The organism is Bacteroides congonensis, from assembly GCF_900130125.1.
In the GTDB taxonomy this organism is placed as follows: Bacteria; Bacteroidota; Bacteroidia; order Bacteroidales; family Bacteroidaceae; genus Bacteroides; species Bacteroides congonensis.
On sequence record NZ_FQXY01000011.1, the window covers coordinates 1,757,771 to 1,779,679 of the forward strand.

Annotated in this window: 12 protein-coding genes; 7 read left to right on the plus strand and 5 right to left on the minus strand. The window is 48.9% G+C overall.

Annotated elements, in window-relative coordinates; all coding sequences use genetic code 11:
* Nucleotides 1-32: 32 nt before the first annotated feature.
* From BQ7997_RS24405 to BQ7997_RS24430, 6 genes are all read left to right on the plus strand, one after another.
* On the plus strand, nt 33-3,185 hold the full coding sequence (locus tag BQ7997_RS24405; protein WP_073348374.1) for a cyclically-permuted mutarotase family protein: 3,153 nt from the start codon (nt 33-35) through the stop codon (nt 3,183-3,185).
* A gap of 100 nt (nt 3,186-3,285) precedes the next feature.
* Nucleotides 3,286-5,898: a beta-mannosidase gene (locus BQ7997_RS24410; RefSeq protein WP_083589356.1), complete on the plus strand. Its 2,613-nt coding sequence runs from the start codon at nt 3,286-3,288 to the stop codon at nt 5,896-5,898.
* Nucleotides 5,899-5,934: 36 nt separating this feature from the next.
* Nucleotides 5,935-8,259: a glycoside hydrolase family 20 protein gene (locus tag BQ7997_RS24415; RefSeq protein ID WP_073348375.1), complete on the plus strand. Its 2,325-nt coding sequence runs from the start codon at nt 5,935-5,937 to the stop codon at nt 8,257-8,259.
* Nucleotides 8,259-10,331, plus strand: a complete 2,073-nt coding sequence (locus BQ7997_RS24420; RefSeq protein WP_073348376.1) for a glycoside hydrolase family 20 protein — start codon at nt 8,259-8,261, stop codon at nt 10,329-10,331. Before BQ7997_RS24415 ends, BQ7997_RS24420 begins: the two co-directional genes overlap by 1 nt.
* Before the next feature lie 190 nt (nt 10,332-10,521).
* The gene (locus tag BQ7997_RS24425; RefSeq protein ID WP_073348377.1) at nt 10,522-13,269 is read left to right on the plus strand and encodes a SusC/RagA family TonB-linked outer membrane protein; all 2,748 of its coding nucleotides are present in this window, start codon (nt 10,522-10,524) and stop codon (nt 13,267-13,269) included.
* Nucleotides 13,270-13,280: 11 nt separating this feature from the next.
* The gene (locus BQ7997_RS24430) at nt 13,281-14,915 is read left to right on the plus strand and encodes a RagB/SusD family nutrient uptake outer membrane protein (RefSeq protein ID WP_073348378.1); all 1,635 of its coding nucleotides are present in this window, start codon (nt 13,281-13,283) and stop codon (nt 14,913-14,915) included.
* Between the two features lie 78 nt (nt 14,916-14,993).
* Here BQ7997_RS24430 and BQ7997_RS24435 read toward each other — a convergent pair whose 3' ends face one another.
* The 4 genes from BQ7997_RS24435 to BQ7997_RS24450 all read right to left on the minus strand — a co-directional run bounded on the left by BQ7997_RS24435 (nt 14,994) and on the right by BQ7997_RS24450 (nt 17,493).
* Nucleotides 14,994-15,266 (minus strand): Txe/YoeB family addiction module toxin, encoded by a 273-nt coding sequence (locus tag BQ7997_RS24435; protein WP_073348379.1) that lies wholly within the window; start codon nt 15,264-15,266, stop codon nt 14,994-14,996.
* Nucleotides 15,257-15,517, minus strand: coding sequence for a type II toxin-antitoxin system Phd/YefM family antitoxin (locus BQ7997_RS24440; protein WP_022139717.1), 261 nt, complete (start codon nt 15,515-15,517; stop codon nt 15,257-15,259). The genes BQ7997_RS24435 and BQ7997_RS24440 overlap by 10 nt, the downstream gene beginning before the upstream one ends.
* Nucleotides 15,518-15,691: 174 nt before the next feature.
* Nucleotides 15,692-16,882, minus strand: coding sequence for a molecular chaperone DnaJ (gene dnaJ / locus BQ7997_RS24445; RefSeq protein ID WP_022139716.1), 1,191 nt, complete (start codon nt 16,880-16,882; stop codon nt 15,692-15,694).
* 26 nt (nt 16,883-16,908) lie between these two features.
* Entirely contained in the window at nt 16,909-17,493 is a 585-nt protein-coding gene (locus tag BQ7997_RS24450; RefSeq protein WP_073348380.1) for a nucleotide exchange factor GrpE, read from the minus strand.
* Nucleotides 17,494-17,765: 272 nt separating this feature from the next.
* Here BQ7997_RS24450 and BQ7997_RS24455 point away from each other — a divergent pair, with 272 nt between their 5' ends.
* Nucleotides 17,766-19,385, plus strand: a complete 1,620-nt coding sequence (locus tag BQ7997_RS24455; RefSeq protein ID WP_073348381.1) for an ABC-F family ATP-binding cassette domain-containing protein — start codon at nt 17,766-17,768, stop codon at nt 19,383-19,385.
* Nucleotides 19,386-19,626: 241 nt separating this feature from the next.
* Here BQ7997_RS24455 and BQ7997_RS24460 read toward each other — a convergent pair whose 3' ends face one another.
* Entirely contained in the window at nt 19,627-21,834 is a 2,208-nt protein-coding gene (locus tag BQ7997_RS24460) for a VapE domain-containing protein (protein WP_073348382.1), read from the minus strand.
* Nucleotides 21,835-21,909: the final 75 nt, after the last annotated feature.

Here is a 21,909-nt window from a genome sequence, read left to right on the forward strand (position 1 = left end):
ATTGAATTGACGTTAAAAAGGGGAGGAAATACATGAAAAAGATTCTGATTCTATCTGTCTGTCTGTTTGTATGTTGGACTATTTCGTCCGCTCAGCAACAACGGATAAAAGTAGCCTGTGTAGGAAACAGTATCACCTACGGAACCGGATTATCCGACCGTTTGGTGCAGTCTTATCCCGTGCAGTTGCAAAAAATGTTAGGCACCCGTTATGAAGTCGGAAACTTCGGAAAGCCCGGTGCCACCCTGCTCAATCAAGGACACCGTCCCTATATCCGGCAGGAAGAATATCAGAAAGCATTGGATTTTGCAGGAGACATTGTTGTCATTCATTTGGGAATCAATGATACCGACCCTCGCAACTGGCCCAATTACCGTGACTTTTTTGTGAAAGATTATCTGAACCTGATTGATACCTTCCGCAAAGCCAATCCCGGCGCACGGATTATCATAGCGCGAATGACCCCGATTGCCGACCGGCATCCGCGTTTCCAGTCGGGCACCCGTGACTGGCACGGCGAGATACAGACAGCTATCGAAGCAGTAGCGCGTTATGCCGGTGTGCAGCTGATAGACTTCCACGAACCGCTCTATCCATATCCTTTCTTGCTGCCGGATGCTGTTCATCCTACTGCCGAAGGGGCAGCCATCATGGCAAAAACTGTTTATTCGGCTATCACCGGAGATTATGGCGGCTTGAAATTATCCCCGCTTTATACGGATAATATGGTTCTCCAACGTGATACCCCTTTACTGATACAGGGAACAGCCAATGCAGGAGAGCAAGTAACAGTCAGCATAGACCGTCAGCAGTGGATTACAAAAACTGCACCGGACGGGAAATGGTCGGTGAAATTATCACCGTTGAAAGCAGGCGGCCCTTATACGTTGGCAGTCTCCACTCAAAAAAGAATCTTGAAGTACACCAACGTCCTGGCAGGAGAAGTCTGGTTATGCTCCGGACAGTCGAATATGGAATTTATGTTGAGCCAAACCACTACCGGAAAGAAAGACATTCCTCAAGCTGCCGACGAACAGTTGCGCTTGTATGACATGAAAGCCCGTTGGCGTACGGACGCGGTGCAATGGGACGCTTCCGTCCTCGACTCCCTGAATCATCTTCAGTATTATAAAGACACGGAATGGCAAACCTGTACTCCCGACAATGCCGCCCGTTTCTCGGCGGTAGCATATTATTTCGGCCGGATGTTGCGGGATAGCTTGAAAGTTCCGGTAGGGCTGATATGCAATGCAATCGGCGGTTCGCCTACTGAATCATGGATAGACCGGAATACGTTGGAATATCACTTCCCGGCTATATTGAAAGACTGGACACACAATGATTTTATACAAGACTGGGTACGCGGACGCGCTGCATTAAACATCAAACAGTCGAAAGAGAAATACCAACGCCACCCTTACGAACCTTGTTATTTGTATGAGTCGGGGATTCGTCCGTTGGCGCAATATCCGGTCAAAGGTGTGATTTGGTATCAGGGAGAATCGAACGCCCATAATTACGAAGCCCATGAGAAACTCTTCAAACTCTTGATAAGCAGTTGGCGTAAGAACTGGGAGAATGAGGAACTGCCGTTCTACTACGTTCAGCTTTCCAGTATAGCTCGTCCTTCCTGGCCGTGGTTCCGTGACAGCCAGCGCAGGATGATGAACGAAATACCGAATACAGGTATGGCGGTGTCGAGTGATAATGGCGACTCATTAGACGTACACCCTAGAAATAAGAAACCGATTGGCGAACGTCTCGCCCGTTGGGCCTTGAATAAAACGTATGGCATGAGCCATATACTGCCATCCGGCCCGTTATTTCAGCAAGCCGATTTTCGTGAAAATGCCGTATATGTGACTTTCAATTACGGCAAAGGCTTAAAGAGTGCGGACGGTCGTCCTTTGCGTACGTTTGAGGTCGCCGAGACGGACGGCATTTATTACCCTGCCGTTGCGGAGATAATAGACGGTCGGATAAAAGTATATAGTGAACAAGTAAAGCATCCGCGATACGTCCGCTACGGTTGGCAGCCTTTCACACGTGCAAATCTGGTGAATGAAGCAGGTCTGCCGGCTTCGACCTTCCGTGCGGAAGCATCCGAGCGGTTCATTACGGATATTCACTTGCAGAAAATGGAAGGATTCCCTCAATCGGAGAAAGGCTTCAAACTTGGCGTTTCCGCCTGCTACTCAGGAATCCTGAGCGGCAATCTGCTGATGGCGGGTGGTTGTAATTTTCCCGGTGTTCCTGCCAGCGATGGCGGAAAGAAGAAATTCTATCGGGGGATTTATGCGGCAACGATAAATACCGATACGGTACTTGCCTGGCGTAAGGTGGGAGAGTTGCCTGTCGCTTCCGCTTACGGAGTTTCCGTATCTTGTCCGGACGGCATCATCTGCATAGGGGGAACCGATGGAAAAGATGCGCTGACGTCTGTCTATAAAATCAGTTGGGGGAGAAATCCGAAGGCGGCAAAACAAGGGAAAGTCGTAATAGAAACTCTTCCTGCTTTGCCTTATGCGTTGGATAATATGTGCGGCACGTTGATAGGCGGGCAACTGTTCGTTGCAGGTGGTAACAGAAACGGCAAACCTTCCAACTCATTCCTTTGCCTTGACTTGGACAGGCTTGAGACTGGTTGGCAGGAGTTACCGAATTTTCCCGGAGATGCACGGACGCAAGCTGTCTGTGCCGGACAGTTTAAAGACGGTGAAGCCCGTATCTTCCTATGGGGCGGATTCGCCGCTTCTACCGATGGCAAACCGGCAACACTTTCCACCGACGGTTATTGCTACTCGTCCCTGTCCCGCCAATGGACTCCCATAGCTACCCCGACAGGAAACGACGGTGAAACCATCTCCTTAGGTGGCGGAACAGCCATCGCCATCAATGAAAACCTGATACTCTGTACAGGCGGGGTGAATAAAGATATCTTCCTTGCGGCTCTCCGACAGCCCCAGAAGGACTATCTTCTCCATCCTGCCGAATGGTACAAATTCAATGACCGGATATTAATATATGACATCAGCCAAAACACATGGCAGGAAGTAGCCCGTACCCCGCAAACAGCCCGTGCCGGAGCAGCGTTGGTGGGATGGGATAAGACTTATTACAACATAAACGGAGAATTGAAGCCGGGTATCCGCACACCCGAAATAATCAGGATAACAGTGGAATAATAAAAACAATGCCGCTTGTAATCTATATTTTGTTAAATTATCAGGGAAAATTGATGGAAAAATAATATCTTTGACACCGTTAATATCTAATGCCCCCACTATGATGATTAATTTAACCGGAAAAAAAGCTCAGATAGCGTGTGGATTACTCTGCTGTTGCAGCATGGCCTATGCCCAGAGCAATGACAATTCAGAAGTTCTAACTTTGCACACAGGCTGGGAGTTTTCCCAAGTGGGGACAGAGATATGGCGCACAGCCGTAGTCCCCGGCACGGTACATCAAGACCTTATCCATCACAACCTCATTCCCAATCCCTTCTACGGTATCAACGAACAGAAAATCCAATGGGTCGAAAATGAAGACTGGGAATACAGGACGGCTTTTACAATCACTGCCGACCAACTGAAACGTGATGACGCCCAACTCACCTTTGAAGGGCTCGATACCTACGCCGATGTCTACCTCAACGGAGCATTGCTGTTAAAAGCCGACAACATGTTCGTCGGCTACACAATCCCCGTCAAACAATATCTTCGTTCCGGAGAAAATCTCCTTCACATATATTTTCATTCGCCCATCCGGCAGACATTACCCCAATACGCTTCCAACGGATTCAACTATCCCGCCGACAACGACCATCACGAGAAACACCTGAGTGTATTCTCCCGCAAAGCTCCTTACAGCTACGGCTGGGACTGGGGTATCCGCATGGTGACCAGCGGTGTCTGGCGTCCGGTAACCATCCGCTTCTACGATGCCGCTTCCATCAGCGACTACCATGTGAAGCAACTATCGCTGACCGACCAGGTAGCGAAGCTGTCCAACGAACTGGAAATAAACAACATACTTCCCCATCCGCTTCAAGCAGAAATAAAAATAAAAACTTCGCTCGAAGGGGAACAGGAAGCCGCCATCACCCAAAACGTCACCCTGCAACCCGGAATCAACCACATCTGTATCCCTACGGAAGTTGTCTCACCGGTACGCTGGATGCCGAATGGCTGGGGAGCGCCGACTTTATACGATTTCTCCGCCCAAGTTATCGCTCAAGGTAACATCGTGGCTGAACAATCCCACAGAATCGGACTCCGCACCGTCCGCCTGGTGAACGAAAAGGATGCAGACGGAGAATCCTTCTATTTTGAAGTGAACGGTATCCCGATGTTTGCCAAGGGAGCCAACTACATACCCCAGGACGCGTTATTGACGAATGTGACTACCGAACGCTATCAGACATTGTTCCGCGACATTAAGGAAGCGAACATGAACGTCATCCGCGTATGGGGTGGCGGAACCTATGAAGACGACCGTTTCTACAATCTGGCAGACGAGAACGGAATACTGGTATGGCAGGACTTTATGTTTGCCTGCACCCCTTATCCGTCCGACCCCACCTTCTTGAAAAGGGTAGAGGAGGAAGCCTGCTACAACATCCGTCGTCTCCGCAACCACCCTTCGCTAGCCATGTGGTGCGGAAACAACGAAATACTCGAAGCCTTGAAATACTGGGGATATCAAAAGAAATATACCCCGGAAATCTATCAGGAAATGATGACTGGCTACGACAAACTCTTCCGCGAGTTGCTTCCCGCCAAAGTGAAGGAACTCGATGCAGACCGTTTCTACATCCACAGTTCCCCCTATCTTGCCAACTGGGGACGTCCCGAATCATGGGGAATAGGGGATAGCCACAACTGGGGCGTCTGGTACGGAAAGAAAACTTTTGAATCATTGGATACCGATTTGCCGCGTTTTATGAGCGAATTCGGTTTCCAGTCTTTCCCCGAAATGAAAACCATTGCCACATTCGCATCTCCAGAAGATTATCAAATCGAATCGGAAGTGATGAACGCCCATCAAAAGAGCAGCATCGGCAATGACTTGATTCGTACTTATATGGAACGCGATTATATCGTACCCGAGAAATTTGAGGATTTCGTCTACGTCGGACTTGTATTGCAGGGACATGGCATACGTCATGGTCTGGAAGCGCACCGGCGCAACCGTCCCTATTGTATGGGTACATTATACTGGCAATTGAACGACAGTTGGCCGGTAGTGTCATGGTCGGGTATCGACTACTACGGTAATTGGAAAGCCCTGCATTATCAGGCAAAGCGTGCATTTGCCCCCGTTCATATCAATCCTTTGCTGGAAGGTGACAACTTGTGTGTTTACTTGCTTTCCGACCATCTTGACACCCGGGAGAAACTGACGTTGGAAATGAAACTGACGAATTTTGCGGGAAAGAAAGCCGGAAAAACGGTTGTCCTTCCTTCTTTGTCTCTTCCTGCCAACACTTCCCAATGTGTATACCGCACTCCGCTCACCACTTTGTTCTTTCCGGCAAAGCGCCCGCTTACGGACGACCTGCGCAGTAGCTTCATGCAACTGACCTTGAAAGACAAATCCGGTCATACAGTAGCCGAAACAGTCTACTTCTTTGAAAAGACCAAAGACCTGCTCCTGCCCGAGACGACCATCACCTATAAAATGAAGCAGACAGACGGCAAATGCGAACTGACACTTCTTTCTCCTGCCCTGGCAAAAGACGTCTTTATCGAAATACCTTTGCAGGGCGCCCGTTTCAGCGACAACTTCTTCGACCTTTTGCCCGGAGAGCGTAAAACGGTCATCATCACTTCTCCCGACATCAAGAAAGGAGAAGAATTGCCTTTGGGACTCAAACATATTCGTGAAACCTATAATTAAATATCTATTAGTAACTTAACACTTAATTTTTAGTTTATGAAACAATTCTTAAAACTAACCGGATGCCTGGCAGTGGCGGGACTTTTTTCTTTGTGCCAATCCCCGCAACAGGAAGCTGATTACCAAATCATCCCTTTTCCGCAGGAAAACGTTACAGCTCAGGGAAGTCCCTTCATCCTGAAGAGCGGAGTGAAAATCCTTTATCCGGAAGGTAACGAAAAGATGCAACGCAACGCAAAATTTCTTGCCGACTACCTGAAAACAGCTACCGGAAAAGACTTTGCCATCGAAGCCGGAACAGAAGGTAAGAACGCCATTGTACTGGCATTGGGAGCGGAAGCCGAAAATCCCGAGTCCTACCAGTTGAAAGTAGCGGGTGACGGAATCACTATCACCGGCCCGACGGAAGCCGGAGTATTCTATGGAATCCAGTCTTTGCGCAAATCTTTGCCCGTTGCAGTGGGTGCGGATATCGCATTGCCGGCAGTAGAGATAAAGGATGCTCCCCGTTTCTCTTATCGTGGCGCGCACTTCGACACTAGCCGCCATTTCTTTACCGTAGACGAAGTGAAGACCTATATCGACATGATGGCTTTGCACAATATGAACCGTTTCCACTGGCATATTACTGAAGACCAGGGCTGGCGTCTGGAAATCAAGAAATACCCGAAACTGACGGAAATCGGTTCCAAGAGAACGGAGACAGTCATCGGACGCAACTCCGGCGAATATGACGGCAAACCTTACGGTGGTTTCTACACTCAGGAACAGGCGAAAGACATAGTAGCTTATGCTGCTGAACGTTATATCACGGTTATCCCCGAAATCGACCTGCCGGGACATATGCAGGCTGCTCTTGCCGCTTATCCGGAACTCGGATGTACAGGCGGCCCGTACGAAGTATGGAGACAATGGGGTGTATCCGAGGATGTGCTCTGTGCCGGAAACGACCAGGTATTGAAATTCCTCGAAGACGTATATGCCGAACTGATTGAAATCTTCCCGTCGGAATATATCCACGTTGGTGGTGACGAATGTCCTAAAGTACGTTGGGAAAAATGTCCGAAATGCCAGGCACGTATCAAGGCGCTGGGATTGAAATCGGATGATAAGCATAGCAAGGAAGAACGTTTGCAGAGCTTCGTTATCAACCATATCGAAAAATTCCTCAACGACCACGGACGTCAGATTATCGGTTGGGATGAAATCCTCGAAGGCGGGCTTGCACCGAACGCGACTGTCATGTCATGGCGTGGTGAAAAGGGCGGTATCGAAGCAGCCAAGCAGAAACATGATGTTATCATGACACCGAACACTTACTTGTATTTCGACTACTACCAGACAAAAGACACGGAGAACGAACCTCTCGGTATTGGTGGTTACCTGCCTCTTGAAAGAGTGTACAGCTACGAGCCGATGCCGGCTTCCCTCACTCCCGAAGAACAGAAATATATCAAAGGCGTGCAGGCTAACCTTTGGACTGAATACATTCCTACATTCTCTCATGCCCAGTATATGGTATTGCCCCGTTGGGCTGCCTTGTCCGAAATCCAGTGGTCGGCTCCCGACAAGAAGAATTATGAAGACTTCCTGTCCCGTCTGCCGCGCCTGATTAAGTGGTACGATGCCGAAGGATACAATTACGCAAAACACGTATTCAACGTAACTGCCGAATACACTCCGAACCCGGCAGACGGTACGCTGGATATCACCTTGTCAACCATTGACGGTGCGCCTATCCATTACACACTTGACGGCACAGAACCTACCGCTGCTTCTCCGCTTTATGAAAGCCCGCTGAAAATCAAGGAAAACGTAACTTTCTCTGCCATTGCTGTCCGTCCTACCGGAAACAGCCGTGTGATTTCTGAAAAGGTTAATTTCAGCAAGTCCAGCATGAAGCCGATTGTAGCCAACCAACCTGTCAATAAGCAATACATGTTCAAAGGCGAATCTACACTGGTAGACGGCTTGAAAGGAAATGGCAACTACAAGACCGGACGTTGGATTGCATTCTACAAGAACGATATGGATATGACTATCGACCTTCAGCAGCCCACCGAGATTTCGAGCGTTGCTATTTCTACTTGCGTGGAGAAGGGCGACTGGGTGTTTGACGCGAGAGGACTTTCCGTAGAAGTTTCGGACGATGGCAAGAACTTTACCAAAGTTGCTTCCGAGGAGTATCCTGCTATGAAAGAAAGCGATAAGAATGGTATCTACGAACATAAACTGTCATTCAGCCCGGTGAAAACTCAATACGTGAAAGTGGTTGCCCTGTCTGAAAGTAAAATACCGGCATGGCATGGCGGCAAAGACAGTCCGGCATTCTTGTTTGTAGACGAAATCACGATAGATTAATGAATATAAGAAATAGATACGCTAAAGTTTGTCTTTTCTTATGGGTATTGGGAATGTGCTTGACCGCACATTCCCTCAAAGCACAGTCCGTCATTCCTGTCCCGTTGAAAATGGAGCAGGGGACGGGCTCTTTTTTGCTCTCGGAGAAAACAAAACTTTATACAAACCTACAAGGTGGAGAAGCGCAGCTTTTGGAGAATTGCCTGCAAGCATTGCCGGTTCATCTCAAGAAAGGGAAAAAGAAAGATACGCAGAATGTACTTTCTCTATTGATAACGGAAAAGAGCGGACAGTTGCCTACTCTTGAAAGTTATACGCTGTCCGTCACACCGTCCCGAATCCTGATACAGGCAACTTCGGGAGCCGGACTGTTTTACGGGATTCAGACACTCCTGCAATTGTCGGCGGCTTCGGTTGAAAGTATTACCGTTCCTGCCGTTGAAGTGCAGGATACCCCCCGTTTCGCCTATCGCGGATTGATGTTGGACGTGTCCCGCCATTTCCTCTCCAAAGACTTTGTGAAAAAGCAGATAGACGCACTGGCATACTATAAAATCAACCGCCTGCACCTGCACCTTACGGACGCGGCAGGGTGGCGCATTGAAATCAAGAAATACCCCCGGCTGACAGATTTTGCCGCCTGGCGTACCGATGCCAACTGGAAGAAATGGTGGAACGGCGACCGCAAATACGTCCGTTTCGATGAACCCGGAGCTTCCGGCGGTTACTATACCCAGGATGATATCCGCGAAATCGTGGAATATGCCCGTCAGCATTTTATTACGGTTATTCCGGAGATTGAAATGCCTGCCCATTCGGAAGAAGTATTGGCAGCCTATCCGCAACTTTCCTGTGCGGGCGAACCATATAAGAATGCGGATTTCTGTGTCGGAAACGAAGAGACATTCACCTTCCTCGAAAATGTACTGACCGAAGTAATGGAGCTTTTCCCGTCGGAATATATCCACGTCGGCGGTGACGAAGCCGGTATGGCGGCATGGAAAACCTGCCCGAAATGCCAGAAGAGAATGAAGGACGAGCACCTCTCGCACGTAGACGAACTGCAAAGCTACTTGATTCACCGGATAGAAAAGTTTCTGAACGCCCGTGGCCGCCGCCTGTTGGGCTGGGACGAGATATTGAAAGGCGGTCTGGCTCCTAATGCGACAGTCATGTCATGGCGTGGGGAAGAGGGTGGCATCGCCGCTGTCACTTCCGGTCATCAGGCCATTATGACCCCCGGCGCATTCTGCTATCTGGACAGTTATCAGGACGCCCCGTATTCTCAGCCGGAAGCTATTGGCGGATACCTGCCCTTGAAGAAAGTCTACTCCTACAATCCCGTTGCCAAATCATTGTCGGCAGAACAGGCGAAACTGGTGTATGGCGTGCAGGCTAACCTGTGGGCTGAATATATCCCGACTCCGGAACACATGGAATATATGATGTATCCTCGTGCATTGGCGTTGGCGGAAATAGCCTGGTCGGTTCCCGAACGCAAGTCGTGGACAGACTTCCATGCCCGTGCCTTGAAAGCGGTGACGGACTTGCAGTCAAAAGGTTATCACACTTTCGATTTGAAAAACGAGATAGGCAGCCGTCCCGAATCCACCCGTCCTGTTGACCACCTTGCTTTAGGAAAAAAGGTGATTTACAACGTTCCGTATAGTTCTCATTATACCGCTGGTGGAAATACTGCCTTGACGGACGGGATACGTGGAGACTGGACATATGGTGACGGCCGCTGGCAAGGCTTTATCAACGGCGACCGTCTGGACGTGACGATTGACCTCGAAGCCGCGACTACCATCCACTCCGTTACAGCAGCTTTCATGCAGGTGGTGGGAGCGGAAGTATTCCTTCCCGCATCTGTCACCATTTCTGTCTCCGATGACGGAACCAACTTCACGGAACTGAAACATCAGACCTTTGAAGTAACCAAAGAAGTCCCCATTAAATTTACGGACATTTCTTGGGAAGGAAACGCACAAGGAAGATATGTGCGCTATCAGGCAAAGGCCGGAAAAGAGTTCGGCGGATGGATATTTACTGACGAGATAATTGTGAAATAGATATTCGGACATGGATTAAAAAAAAGAGGGAATCTACTCAACCAGATTCTCTCTCTTTTTGTTATATTTATATCAGAAGTCTGCTTTAAAAACGAAAGTATCTCAAATTCCTTCCGGAAGGAAGAGATTTGAATAGAATCAACAGCTTGGAGTAGACACTATTGTAACATTACCTTAAAAACTAATTATTATGGTACGACGACACGGTAAACTAATTTTTCTCGGTCTTCTTCTGATAACCTCTTGTGGCAGCCTGTTTGCGCAGAAGATTCCCCTGACAGTCCCCATAGATTCCTTAATCACGGTAGGATATGCCACCGGAAGTCTGAAAACCATCTCCGGATCCGTAGAGAAAATCACGGAAAGACAGATGAACAAAGACCAGATAACGAATCCTTTGGAAGCCATTCGCGGCCGCGTCCCCGGTTTGACCATCCAACGGGCAACGAACGGGCCTGCCGCCCTCGACGCCGTTCGCCTGCGGGGAACGACCTCTCTCACCAGTGGCAACGACCCGCTGATTATCGTTGACGGAGTATTCGGCGACCTTAGTATGCTGACCTCTATTTACCCCACCGACATCGAGAGCTTCACCATTCTGAAAGACGCTTCCGAAACCGCCCAATACGGTTCACGCGGTGCGTCCGGTGTGATAGAAGTCACCACGAAAAAAGGAAGGCAAGGCCGGACGCAAGTCGCCTACAACGGCAGCTTCGGCATCTCCACCGTCTACAAAAACCTGAAAATGCTCTCCGGCAACGAATTCCGCCAGGTAGCTTCAGAACGTGGCATCTCCATCCTCGACAAAGGAAACAACACCAACTTTCAGAAAGAAATAGAACAAACCGGCTTACAGCAGAATCACCACATCGCCTTCTACGGCGGTTCTAGTGAATCCAACTACCGTGTCTCCCTCGGTTTCATGGATCGTCAGGGAGTCATACTGAACGAGGACATGAAGAACTTCACCTCCAACATGAACATGAACCAAAAGATGTTCGATAGTTTCCTTGATTGCGAACTGGGAATGTTCGGTTCTATCCTCAAGAACCATAACCTCGTAGATTATCAGAAAACATTCTACTCCGCCGCCACCTTCAACCCCACATACCCCAACCATAAAGACCCCGTCACCAACTCTTGGGACGGCATCACCACCGCCAGCCAAATTACCAACCCGCTGGCATGGATGGAAGTGCAGGACGACGATGCCACCTCACATATCAGCACCCATGCCCGACTGACATTCAACCTGATGAAAGAACTGAAACTCACACTGTTCGGTGCCTATACCTACAACATTGTCGAAAACTCCCAATACCTCCCCACGTCCGTATGGGCAAACGGCCAAGCCTACAAAGGAACGAAAAAACGTGAATCCCTGCTAGGCAACATGATGCTGACCTACAAGAAGAACTGGAGAAAACACTTCTTCGACGCACTCGCCCTTGCCGAAGTCCAGAAAGAAACTTACACCGGATACTACACCACAGTAACCAACTTCAGCACCGACAAATTCGGTTACAACAACCTGCAAGCAGGAGCGCTCCGCCTGTGGGAAGGCACGAACTCCTACTACGAGCAGCCCCGCCTTGCATCCTTCATGGGACGCTTCAACTACACCTACGCCGACCGCTACATTTTGACCCTGAACGCCCGTACGGACGCATCCTCAAAATTCGGCTCTAATCATAAATGGGGATTTTTCCCTTCCGCATCCGCCGCCTGGGTAATCAGTGAAGAGAAATTCATGAAACAACTCCCGATGGTCGATAACCTGAAATTCCGTATCGGCTACGGTCTGGCAGGCAACCAAAGCGGAATCGACTCCTACACAACCCTGAACCTCGTCAAACCGAACGGCGTTGTCCCCGTAGGAAACTCCGCCATCGTCTCCCTGGGCGACTTGCGGAATACCAACCCCGACCTGAAATGGGAAGTAAAACATACCTTCAATACCGGTATCGACGTCGCCCTGTTCGGCAACCGTCTGCTGCTCTCCGCCAACTATTACAACTCCCGCACCACCGATATGCTCTACCTCTACAATGTCAGCGTACCGCCATTCACCTACAACACCCTGTTGGCCAACATCGGCTCCATGCGCAACTGGGGTACTGAAATCGCCATCGGCATCACCCCTCTGAAAACACCGGACATGGAACTGAACATCAACGCCAACATCACTTTCCAACGCAACAAACTGCTCTCCCTGAGCGGTATGTACAACGGTGAAATGATTTCCGCCCCCGAATACAAAAGCCTTGCCAGTCTTGACGGTGCTGGTTTCCACGGCGGATACAACCACATCGTCTACCAAATGGTAGGTCAACCCTTAGGTGTCTTCTACCTTCCCCACAGCACCGGACTGGAATCTGACGGCAACGGCGGATACACCTATGGCATCGCCGACCTGAACGGTGGCGGTGTCAGCCTCGAAGACGGTGAAGACCGCTACGTGGCAGGACAGGCCGTCCCAAAAACGATACTCGGCTCCAACATCAGCTTCCGCTACAAACGCTTCGACCTCTCCGTCCAAATCAACGGAGCTTTCGGGCATAAAATCTACAACGGAACTTCCCTGACGTATATGAATATGAACATCTTCCCCGACTATAACGTCATGAAAGCAGCTCCGAAGCAGAACATCAAAGACCAGACAGCCACCGACTACTGGCTGGAAAAGGGGGATTACGTCAACTTCGACTACGTCACCCTGGGTTGGAACGTCCCCATAGAGAAAGTGCAGAAACTCAAAAAGTATGTCCGTTCCCTGCGTCTGGCATTCACCGTCAACAACCTGGCGACTATCTCCGGTTATTCGGGACTCTCTCCGATGATAAATAGTTCCACCGTCAACTCAACCTTGGGCGTAGACGATAAACGCGGTTACCCATTAGCCCGCACCTACATACTAGGATTAAGTATCAACTTCTAAAAGAGGACAACATGATAAAAACATATTTGAAAAATATAGGACTTATCCTTATTGCATGCACCACTTTCTTTTCATGCGATAAATTCCTGGAAGAAAATCCCAAGGATAAACTTCCCGCCGATGACGTTTACAATAAACTGTCAGACGTATATCTTAACGCCGTAGCCTCGCTCTATACCTACATCGGCGGTTACAGCGACAGTCAGGGACTGCAAGGAACGGGTAGGGGAGTCTACGACCTCAATACCTTTACCACCGATGAAGCCATCATCCCCACACGTGGCGGTGACTGGTACGATGGTGGCTTTTGGCAAGGTCTGTTTCTCCACGACTGGGGCATCGAGAACGATGCCATCCAAGCCACTTGGGAATACCTCTACAAAGTCGTTATGCTAAGCAACAAATCATTAGAAATAATAGACAAATTCAGCGAAACCCACTCCGACGCGGAACTTCCCGCCTACCGTGCAGAAGTGCAAGCCATGCGTGCCATGTACTATTATTACCTGATGGACTTATTTGCCCGCATCCCCTTGGTGCAATCTTCTTCCGTGGCCATGAAAGACGTCGTCCAAAGCGACCGCAAAAACGTCTTTGAATTTATATTCCGCGAATTGCAGGAAGCCGCCCCCTTGTTAAGTGTCGCGCACAGTAACCAATCCGGCCCTTACTATGGTCGTATCACCCGTCCCGTGGTCACTTTCCTGTTGGCCAAACTAGCCTTGAACGCCGAAATCTATACCGACAACGACTGGACGGACACTCAGCGTCCGAACGGAAAGAACATCAAATTCACCGTAAACGGTAACGAACTTAACGCCTGGGAGACTACCATCTACTACTGCGACCAACTGGAATCCCTTGGCTACAAACTGGAACCGGAATACGAAACGAACTTCTCCATATTCAACGAACCATCGGTAGAGAACATCTTCACCATCCCGATGAACAAAACCCTGTACACCAATCAAATGCAATACCTCTTCCGCTCCCGTCACTATAACCACGCCAAGGCCTACGGACTAAGCGGCGAGAACGGGCCCAGTGCAACGATTGAAGCCCTCGAAACCTTCGAATACGGGGAGCCAACCCAAGATCCCCGCTTCGATATCTGCTACTTTGCCGGCATCGTGCGCGACCTCAAAGGAAACATCATCAAACTGGACGACGGGACTGTCCTTGAATATCTTCCTTGGAAAGTAGAACTCGATATCACCGACACCCCCTACGAACAAACAGCCGGTGCACGCATGAAAAAGTACGAAGTAGACCCTACCGCCACCAAAGACGGTAAACTGATGGAAAACGACATTGTACTCTTCCGCTACGCCGATGCCTTACTGATGAAAAGCGAAGCAAAAGTACGCAACGGCGAAAGCGGCGATGATGAACTGAACGAAGTCCGCAAGCGTGTAAAAGCTGCTCCCCGTCCCGCCACCTTGGAAAACATACTTGCCGAACGCCAACTTGAACTGGCATGGGAAGGTTGGAGACGTCAGGACTTGATTCGCTTCGATATGTTTACGAGGAAATATGAAAGCCGTCCGCAATTACCAGGTGAAAAAAGCGGCTATACAACTGTGTTTCCTATACCGGAGAAGATACGGGTAATGAATGATAATCTGACACAGAATCCGGGATATTAAGTGAAATTTATACTAAACGCTCCATGAATGTTTGACACATACATGGAGCGTTTCATTATTGACAGGGGGCACTCCCTTTTATTTCTTCATATAGTGGTATCTCATAGAAAATACATATACTTCAATCGTATCTTCATGTACGGAATAGATGATTCGATGTTCTGAATTAATACGTCTTGACCATTTGCCCGCAAGTTCATATTTTAGCGGTTCTGGTTTACCTATGCCGGTATATGGATGCTCTGAAATATCTTTGAGCAAAGCCGTTATTTTATTCATAATGACTTTGTTACCAGTCTTTTTCCAGTACTCAAGATCTATTTTAGCCTGTTCAAGAAGTTTTATTTCCATAAGTTTTCAATATCAACCGAAGTGCCGCCACCATTTTTTATTTCATCATCTCCCTTTCTAATGATATCCATCATGGCGGGGGATTTCATAATGTATTCAGTCTCTTTGATAGAATTGTATTCTTCCAGAGAAATAACGACTACACTTTCGTTTCCTGAACGATGAACGATTAATGGTTCACTGTCATTGATAACCGCGTCGAGATAGCTCTTGAGGTTATTTCTTAGTTCTGAATAATTGGTTGTTCTCATAATCCTTCTTTTGATAAGTACAAATATAGGTACTTAAAATTGTATCTGCAAGTGAAATGAGAACTATTTATGATTCGTCAAGGGGATTTAAGAATAAATGATAACAGTGGTATTCTAAAAACAGTTCCATAGGATTTTGTCCCATGGAACTGTTATATAAGTTATATAAAAGTCTTAGTCGAAGAAACTCTTGAACTTCTTGAAAATCTTCTCCTTCACCGACGTGCTCGGCTTGAAGTTGTCCGAAGCCTCCATCTTCTCGAGCGTACTCTTCTCCTCCTTGTTAAGAGCTTCCGGCACATAAATACTGATATTCACGAGCAAATCCCCCGTTCCATATCCATTCACGTTCGGCAATCCCTTACCGCGTAGACGGAGCACCTTGCCCGGCTGAGTACCCGAATCAATCTTCACCTTCACCTTGCCGTCAATCGTCGGAATCTCCACGGCACCGCCCAGCGCAGCCGTCGGGAAACTCAACAACAGATTGTAAATCAAATCATTCTCGTCGCGAATCAAGTCCGGATGCGGTTCTTCCTCTACGAGAATCAGCAAATCGCCTGCCACGCCATTATGCTTTCCGGCATTACCCTTGCCACCCATAGAGAGCTGCATACCCTCTGCCACTCCGGCAGGAATCTTCACCGTCACCACCTCTTCACCGTAAATGATTCCGTCGCCACCACACTTCTTACACTTGTTCTTGATAATCTTACCTTCACCATTACAAGTAGAGCAAGTGACACGAGTCTGCATAGTCCCCAGAATCGTCTGTTGGTTGCGGATCGTCGAACCGCTACCCTTACAAGTAGGGCAAGTCTCCGAACCACCATCGCCCTCGGCACCCGAACCATGACACTGGTCGCACGGCACATATTTCTTGAGCTTAAACTTCTTTTCCACCCCTTCGGAAATCTCCTTCAGAGTCAGTTTCACCTTGACGCGAAGGTCACTTCCGCGATACCGGCGCTGCTGTGAACCGCCGCCACCGCCGCCGAATCCGCCAAAACCGCTGAATCCGCCGCCGAAGCCACCGCCACGACCGCCGAAGATATCGCCGAACATAGAGAAAATGTCATCCATCGACATACCTTCGCCACCGAAACCGCCAAACGGCCCGCCATTGCCTGCCGCGCCGCTCACGCCCGCATGACCGAACTGGTCATAACGTGAACGCTTGTCCGGATTACTCAATACATCATAAGCCTCGGCTGCCTCTTTAAACTTCTCTTCCGCTTCCTTATCCCCCGGATTCTTGTCAGGGTGATACTGAATCGCCTTCTTGCGGTATGCCTTCTTTATTTCTTCTACTGTGGCGGTCTTCGTCACTTCCAGTATTTCGTAATAATCTCTTTTTTCTGCCATGCTTCTTTGTCAATTACAAATTAATCTTATTCCCCTACAACTACCTTCGCGTGACGGAGCACCTTGTCGTTCAATGTATAACCCGTCTGCACACAATCCAGAATCTTGCCCTTCTGTTCTTCCGACGGAGCAGGAATCACTGCGATGGCTTCATGATAATCCGTATCCAGCGGCTGGTCTTTCGTCTCGATGACCTTCACGCCGTTCTGCGCCAGTACAGCCAGAAACTTATTGTAAATCAGCTCGACGCCTTCCTTCACGGCATTCACATCCGTTGCCGTCTCCATCGTCTTGATGGCACGCTCGAAGTCGTCCACTACCGGAAGAATGCTGCTCAGGCTCTTTTCGCCACCATTCAGAATCAGCTCCGCTTTCTCCTTTATAGTGCGCTTGCGATAATTGTCAAACTCGGCAGACAATCGCAGATACTTATCCTTCTGCTCCTCGATAGTCTCCTGAGCCTTTCCCAATTCCTGCTCAAGCTCTTCCTCGTGTGTCAGCGGAGCCGCGTCTTCAGCCTGTTCGTTTTGCGGTTGGTCTTCCGCACCATTATTCAGAATGTCTTCCACATTCATCTCTTCTTCCTTCACTTTTTTTTCTTTCGGATCCATATTGGTATTTACTATTTTACTTATTACTATTTACTGTTTAAAAAACATGCGTCATCCGTATAAGATACCGCCTGTAAACATGCCGGGCTGACCGGATGTCATTGATTCTGCCTGCAAAAACTTTGCCAAGTTGGCCGTTTTGCCAAAAAACGCTGCAAAGGTAACACTTTTATGTCAGATTGGCACATACCGGATAGCTCATAATTCATTTTAAATACCTACCTTTGCGGCTTCAAAGCGAAAAAGTTAAAAGTTAAATAGAAAAAGGTAAGATGATTACAGTTTCGAATGTTTCGGTACAGTTTGGTAAAAGAGTGTTGTTTAATGACGTAAACCTGAAGTTTACGAGTGGTAATTGCTATGGTATTATCGGTGCGAACGGTGCGGGAAAATCTACATTCCTCCGCACGATTTACGGGGATTTGGATCCCACTACCGGTACGATTGCCCTGGGCCCCGGCGAACGCCTCTCCGTATTGAGCCAGGATCACTTCAAGTGGGACGCCTTTACCGTAATGGATACCGTAATGATGGGGCATACCGTGTTGTGGGACATAATGAAACAACGCGAAGTGCTGTATGCCAAAGAAGATTTTACAGACGAAGACGGACTGAAAGTTTCCGAACTGGAAGAACGTTTTGCCGAGTTGGACGGATGGAACGCGGAGAGTGACGCGGCCATGCTGTTGAGCGGACTGGGCATTAAGGAAGACAAGCATTATACATTGATGGGTGAATTGAGCGGTAAGGAAAAGGTACGTGTGATGTTGGCACAAGCCTTGTACGGAAATCCGGACAACCTGCTACTGGATGAGCCTACCAATGACCTCGATATGGAAACAGTGACCTGGCTTGAAGAATACCTTTCCAACTTCGAACACACCGTGCTCGTAGTGAGCCACGACCGTCACTTCCTCGACTCCGTATGTACGCATACCGTAGACATCGACTACGGAAAAATCAATATGTTTGCCGGTAACTATAGTTTCTGGTACGAATCGAGCCAGTTGGCTCTCCGTCAGCAGCAGAACCAGAAGGCGAAGGCTGAAGAGAAGAAGAAGGAACTGGAAGAATTTATCCGCCGGTTCAGCGCCAACGTAGCGAAGAGCAAGCAGACCACAAGCCGTAAGAAGATGCTTGAGAAACTGAACGTAGAAGAAATCAAACCGTCTTCACGCAAGTATCCGGGTATCATCTTCACCCCCGAACGCGAACCGGGTAACCAAATCCTGGAAGTATCGGGACTGAGCAAGAAGACGGAAGAGGGCGTAGTGCTCTTCAACGACGTCAACTTCAACGTAGAGAAAGGCGACAAAATCGTATTCCTTTCACGCAACCCACGTGCGATGACTGCCTTCTTCGAAATCATCAACGGAAACATGAAGCCGGATGCCGGAACCTTCAACTGGGGCGTGACTATCACCACCGCTTATCTTCCGTTGGACAACACCGACTTCTTCAACACTGACCTGAATCTCGTAGACTGGTTGAGCCAGTTCGGCGAAGGCAACGAAGTCTATATGAAAGGCTTCCTCGGCCGTATGCTGTTCTCAGGCGAAGAAGTGCTGAAGAAAGTAAGCGTACTCTCCGGTGGTGAGAAGATGCGTTGTATGATTGCCCGCATGCAGCTCCGCAACGCCAACTGTCTGATTCTGGATACTCCTACCAACCACTTGGACTTGGAATCTATCCAGGCATTCAACAACAACCTGAAGACGTACAAGGGAAATATCCTCTTCTCTTCCCATGACCACGAATTCATCCAGACCGTTGCCAACCGTATCATCGAACTGACTCCGAACGGCATCATCGACAAGATGATGGAATATGACGAATATATCACGTCCGACCATATCAAGGAATTGAGAGCAAAGATGTACGGCGATAAATAACCACGCTAACGCTTAGCCATAGCCATAAAACTAAGGTGCGAATTACGCGGATAACACGGTTTTTGTTAATCACAAATGATTAGCCACCGTGAAATCCGCGTAATCCGTGCCTGATTTTTTTATATCTAAGACTCACCCGCACATTGTCGTGTGATAAGTTATCCTATACCTCTTTCATCTGTGCCGATTTCCGATAAAAGCCCGTGCGTAAGTTGAAAGAATGTGTTGTTTTGTGCGAAAATCACAACTCCAATCCCTTCTGAACCGGAAGTTGCGGTCGAATTGAATTTTCTTTGCGTTCTTCGGGTGAATATTCCACCACCCAATATTCCGTCACTCCGTCTTTGGTCTGCCTTGTCCTGAATTTATTGCCGTTGAGTACGGCAACCAGCATTTGCTGTGTCTGCCGGTTGGACTGGATGCGCCCGTTCAGGCTTATTGTTGCGAGTAGAGAGGATGCGGAATACCATTTAGCGTTAATATCCTTCCCTTTCGCTGCACGGAAATAGAAGAACAGATTCTCCTCGACCGGTTCTTTCAGACGGAAATTCTCGTTTCTGCTATTCAGATCCGTAATCTCGTCCCCTTCGTACCAGTATTGGAAACCTTGCCGGTAAAGGGCCAGAGCCTGCGAATAAATCCCCGCGTGATGAACCGGACTGCTATAGTCGATACTATTGACGATACTCAGCAGGAGACGGCGGCTTTCGCCAAACTCCTGCACACAGTACGGATTGTTGGTACTTGCCACGAACGATGCGTGACGGATAAACGTGCTCGATTGCAAATCGTACACTTTGCGCTCGGTTATCTTGTCCTGCACGATGATACGTTTCAAGTCTGCCAATTGGTTGGCAACTATCCCGTCAAACTCTTCCAGATTGATAATAAGGCAAGTGGACAACATCAGCATATGGTCTTTGTTGTCTGGATTTATTCTACCGTTGCGGTAATACGTGCGTAGCTCCGGCGGCAACAGATTACGGATGAAAGTACTTTTTCCTACCCCTTGCTTACTGTGAAATACCAGCATTTCCTGATTCTGCACTTCGTCATTCAACGCACATGCCACCAGTCCCACCAGCCATCGCCGAAAACTGTTTTCCCAAAACGGCTGGTCTTCGGCCTGCACCCTGGTGGCGAGCTGGCCGATGTAATCCGTCACACCGTCCCAGGGCGGCAGGGAAGAGAAGTAGTCGGCAAACGGGTCGATATCGGGCGTAAAGTTTGAGTCAATCACGGCTTTTAGCATCGGCAACGAGCAGTAGACGGACGACAATTGCAGATGCGTATAGATGGAATTGAAATCCTTGCCACGCATCGCCACGAAGGGAAGGGGAGCGGCTGAGCCGGCAAATGGGCGGAATTCCACACTGTCCAGAATCGTGTTGCGACGGAATTCGTAATGCTCCCGCAGGAAATCGACCACTTTCTGCACGAGCGGCTTCTTCTGTTCCTCTTCGTTAGCGTCAGTCTTGCTGGTGTAGAGATAGGAGTTGCGCAGGGGAGATTCAGCGTCAAAATCCGGTTCGCTGCCGAAATCGTGCAACGTCATGCGCACGGCATCTTCCTCGGCGATGTGGCGGGTATAACATTGGTTGCCCAGGCAGTAAATGAAACAGTCGCGGCTGTTGCGCTCAAAGTGGAACTTCCGCTTCGTATATTCCACCGCCTTCCGGAATTCCATTTGCGACACGGGGTCAATGTCGGAAATATCCGGGCGGTTTGCGTCGTTCGTACCGGGTAGGTTTACGTCTTCCGGTGTTTTCCGCAGCGCCTTTTTCCGCTTTGGGGGAGTTGATTCTTCCGGCAACGGCAGTTGGACGGTGACGTTGAGCGCGGTGACGCCTGCCAACCGTTCTTCGGAAAAGAACACATCCGGGTCATAAGTGGCATACATGCCCCGGCTCAGGTCGCTGCCGCTGGAGTCTACTTTACTGTCCAGCAGGCGGGTGTAGTAGCGGGAAGCCAGTTCGAACATTCGTTTGTGATAACGTTCCAGTTCGGCATATGTCACTGTACCCTTTGCTTCGACTTCCGCACGCAGGCGCGCCGCCTCTTCCGTTTTCAGGTAGACGAGCAGTTTCAGCCCGTGGCGGCGCGGACTAAGCGCGCAGCCTATCGTGGCGGGATCGTTCTCGGCAAGAAGGCGTAGGCGGGGAATGTCTTCCGTCGGCATTTCGTCGAAGTCCAGTACCGGCAGGTCGTTGTAAGCCGAAAGGCTGTGGGGCAGACGGCAGGTAGAGTAATTGGCAGTCAGGGTGAAGTAAGGCAACTGGCGTTTTATGCTGTCGGCTTTCGCCAAATTGCCTTCGCTGAGGGCTGTCTCTATTTGTTCGATTTTATGATGATACATACTGCTGCCTATCTGTTCGAAGAATTTGCAGAGTTCAACCTGTCCGATAACTTTTGAATACCCGCGATAGCAGGTTACATAAAACTGATTCATTGTGATACTTAATTATTGAGTTATGAAATTCTTTTTATTAACATGTGTCTGTTGCAGAAAAAAGGAAAGCACGTC

What these genes read in the sequence shown, in the direction of transcription:
- BQ7997_RS24430 (WP_073348378.1), top strand. Translation starts at nt 13,281, where the DNA reads ATGATAAAAACATATTTGAAAAATATAGGACTTATCCTTATTGCATGC.
- BQ7997_RS24435 (WP_073348379.1), bottom strand. Translation starts at nt 15,266, where the DNA reads ATGGAAATAAAACTTCTTGAACAGGCTAAAATAGATCTTGAGTACTGG.
- BQ7997_RS24450 (WP_073348380.1), bottom strand. Translation starts at nt 17,493, where the DNA reads ATGGATCCGAAAGAAAAAAAAGTGAAGGAAGAAGAGATGAATGTGGAA.
- BQ7997_RS24440 (WP_022139717.1), bottom strand. Translation starts at nt 15,517, where the DNA reads ATGAGAACAACCAATTATTCAGAACTAAGAAATAACCTCAAGAGCTAT.
- dnaJ (WP_022139716.1), bottom strand. Translation starts at nt 16,882, where the DNA reads ATGGCAGAAAAAAGAGATTATTACGAAATACTGGAAGTGACGAAGACC.
- BQ7997_RS24415 (WP_073348375.1), top strand. Translation starts at nt 5,935, where the DNA reads ATGAAACAATTCTTAAAACTAACCGGATGCCTGGCAGTGGCGGGACTT.
- BQ7997_RS24460 (WP_073348382.1), bottom strand. Translation starts at nt 21,834, where the DNA reads ATGAATCAGTTTTATGTAACCTGCTATCGCGGGTATTCAAAAGTTATC.
- BQ7997_RS24410 (WP_083589356.1), top strand. Translation starts at nt 3,286, where the DNA reads ATGATGATTAATTTAACCGGAAAAAAAGCTCAGATAGCGTGTGGATTA.
- BQ7997_RS24405 (WP_073348374.1), top strand. Translation starts at nt 33, where the DNA reads ATGAAAAAGATTCTGATTCTATCTGTCTGTCTGTTTGTATGTTGGACT.
- BQ7997_RS24425 (WP_073348377.1), top strand. Translation starts at nt 10,522, where the DNA reads ATGGTACGACGACACGGTAAACTAATTTTTCTCGGTCTTCTTCTGATA.
- BQ7997_RS24420 (WP_073348376.1), top strand. Translation starts at nt 8,259, where the DNA reads ATGAATATAAGAAATAGATACGCTAAAGTTTGTCTTTTCTTATGGGTA.
- BQ7997_RS24455 (WP_073348381.1), top strand. Translation starts at nt 17,766, where the DNA reads ATGATTACAGTTTCGAATGTTTCGGTACAGTTTGGTAAAAGAGTGTTG.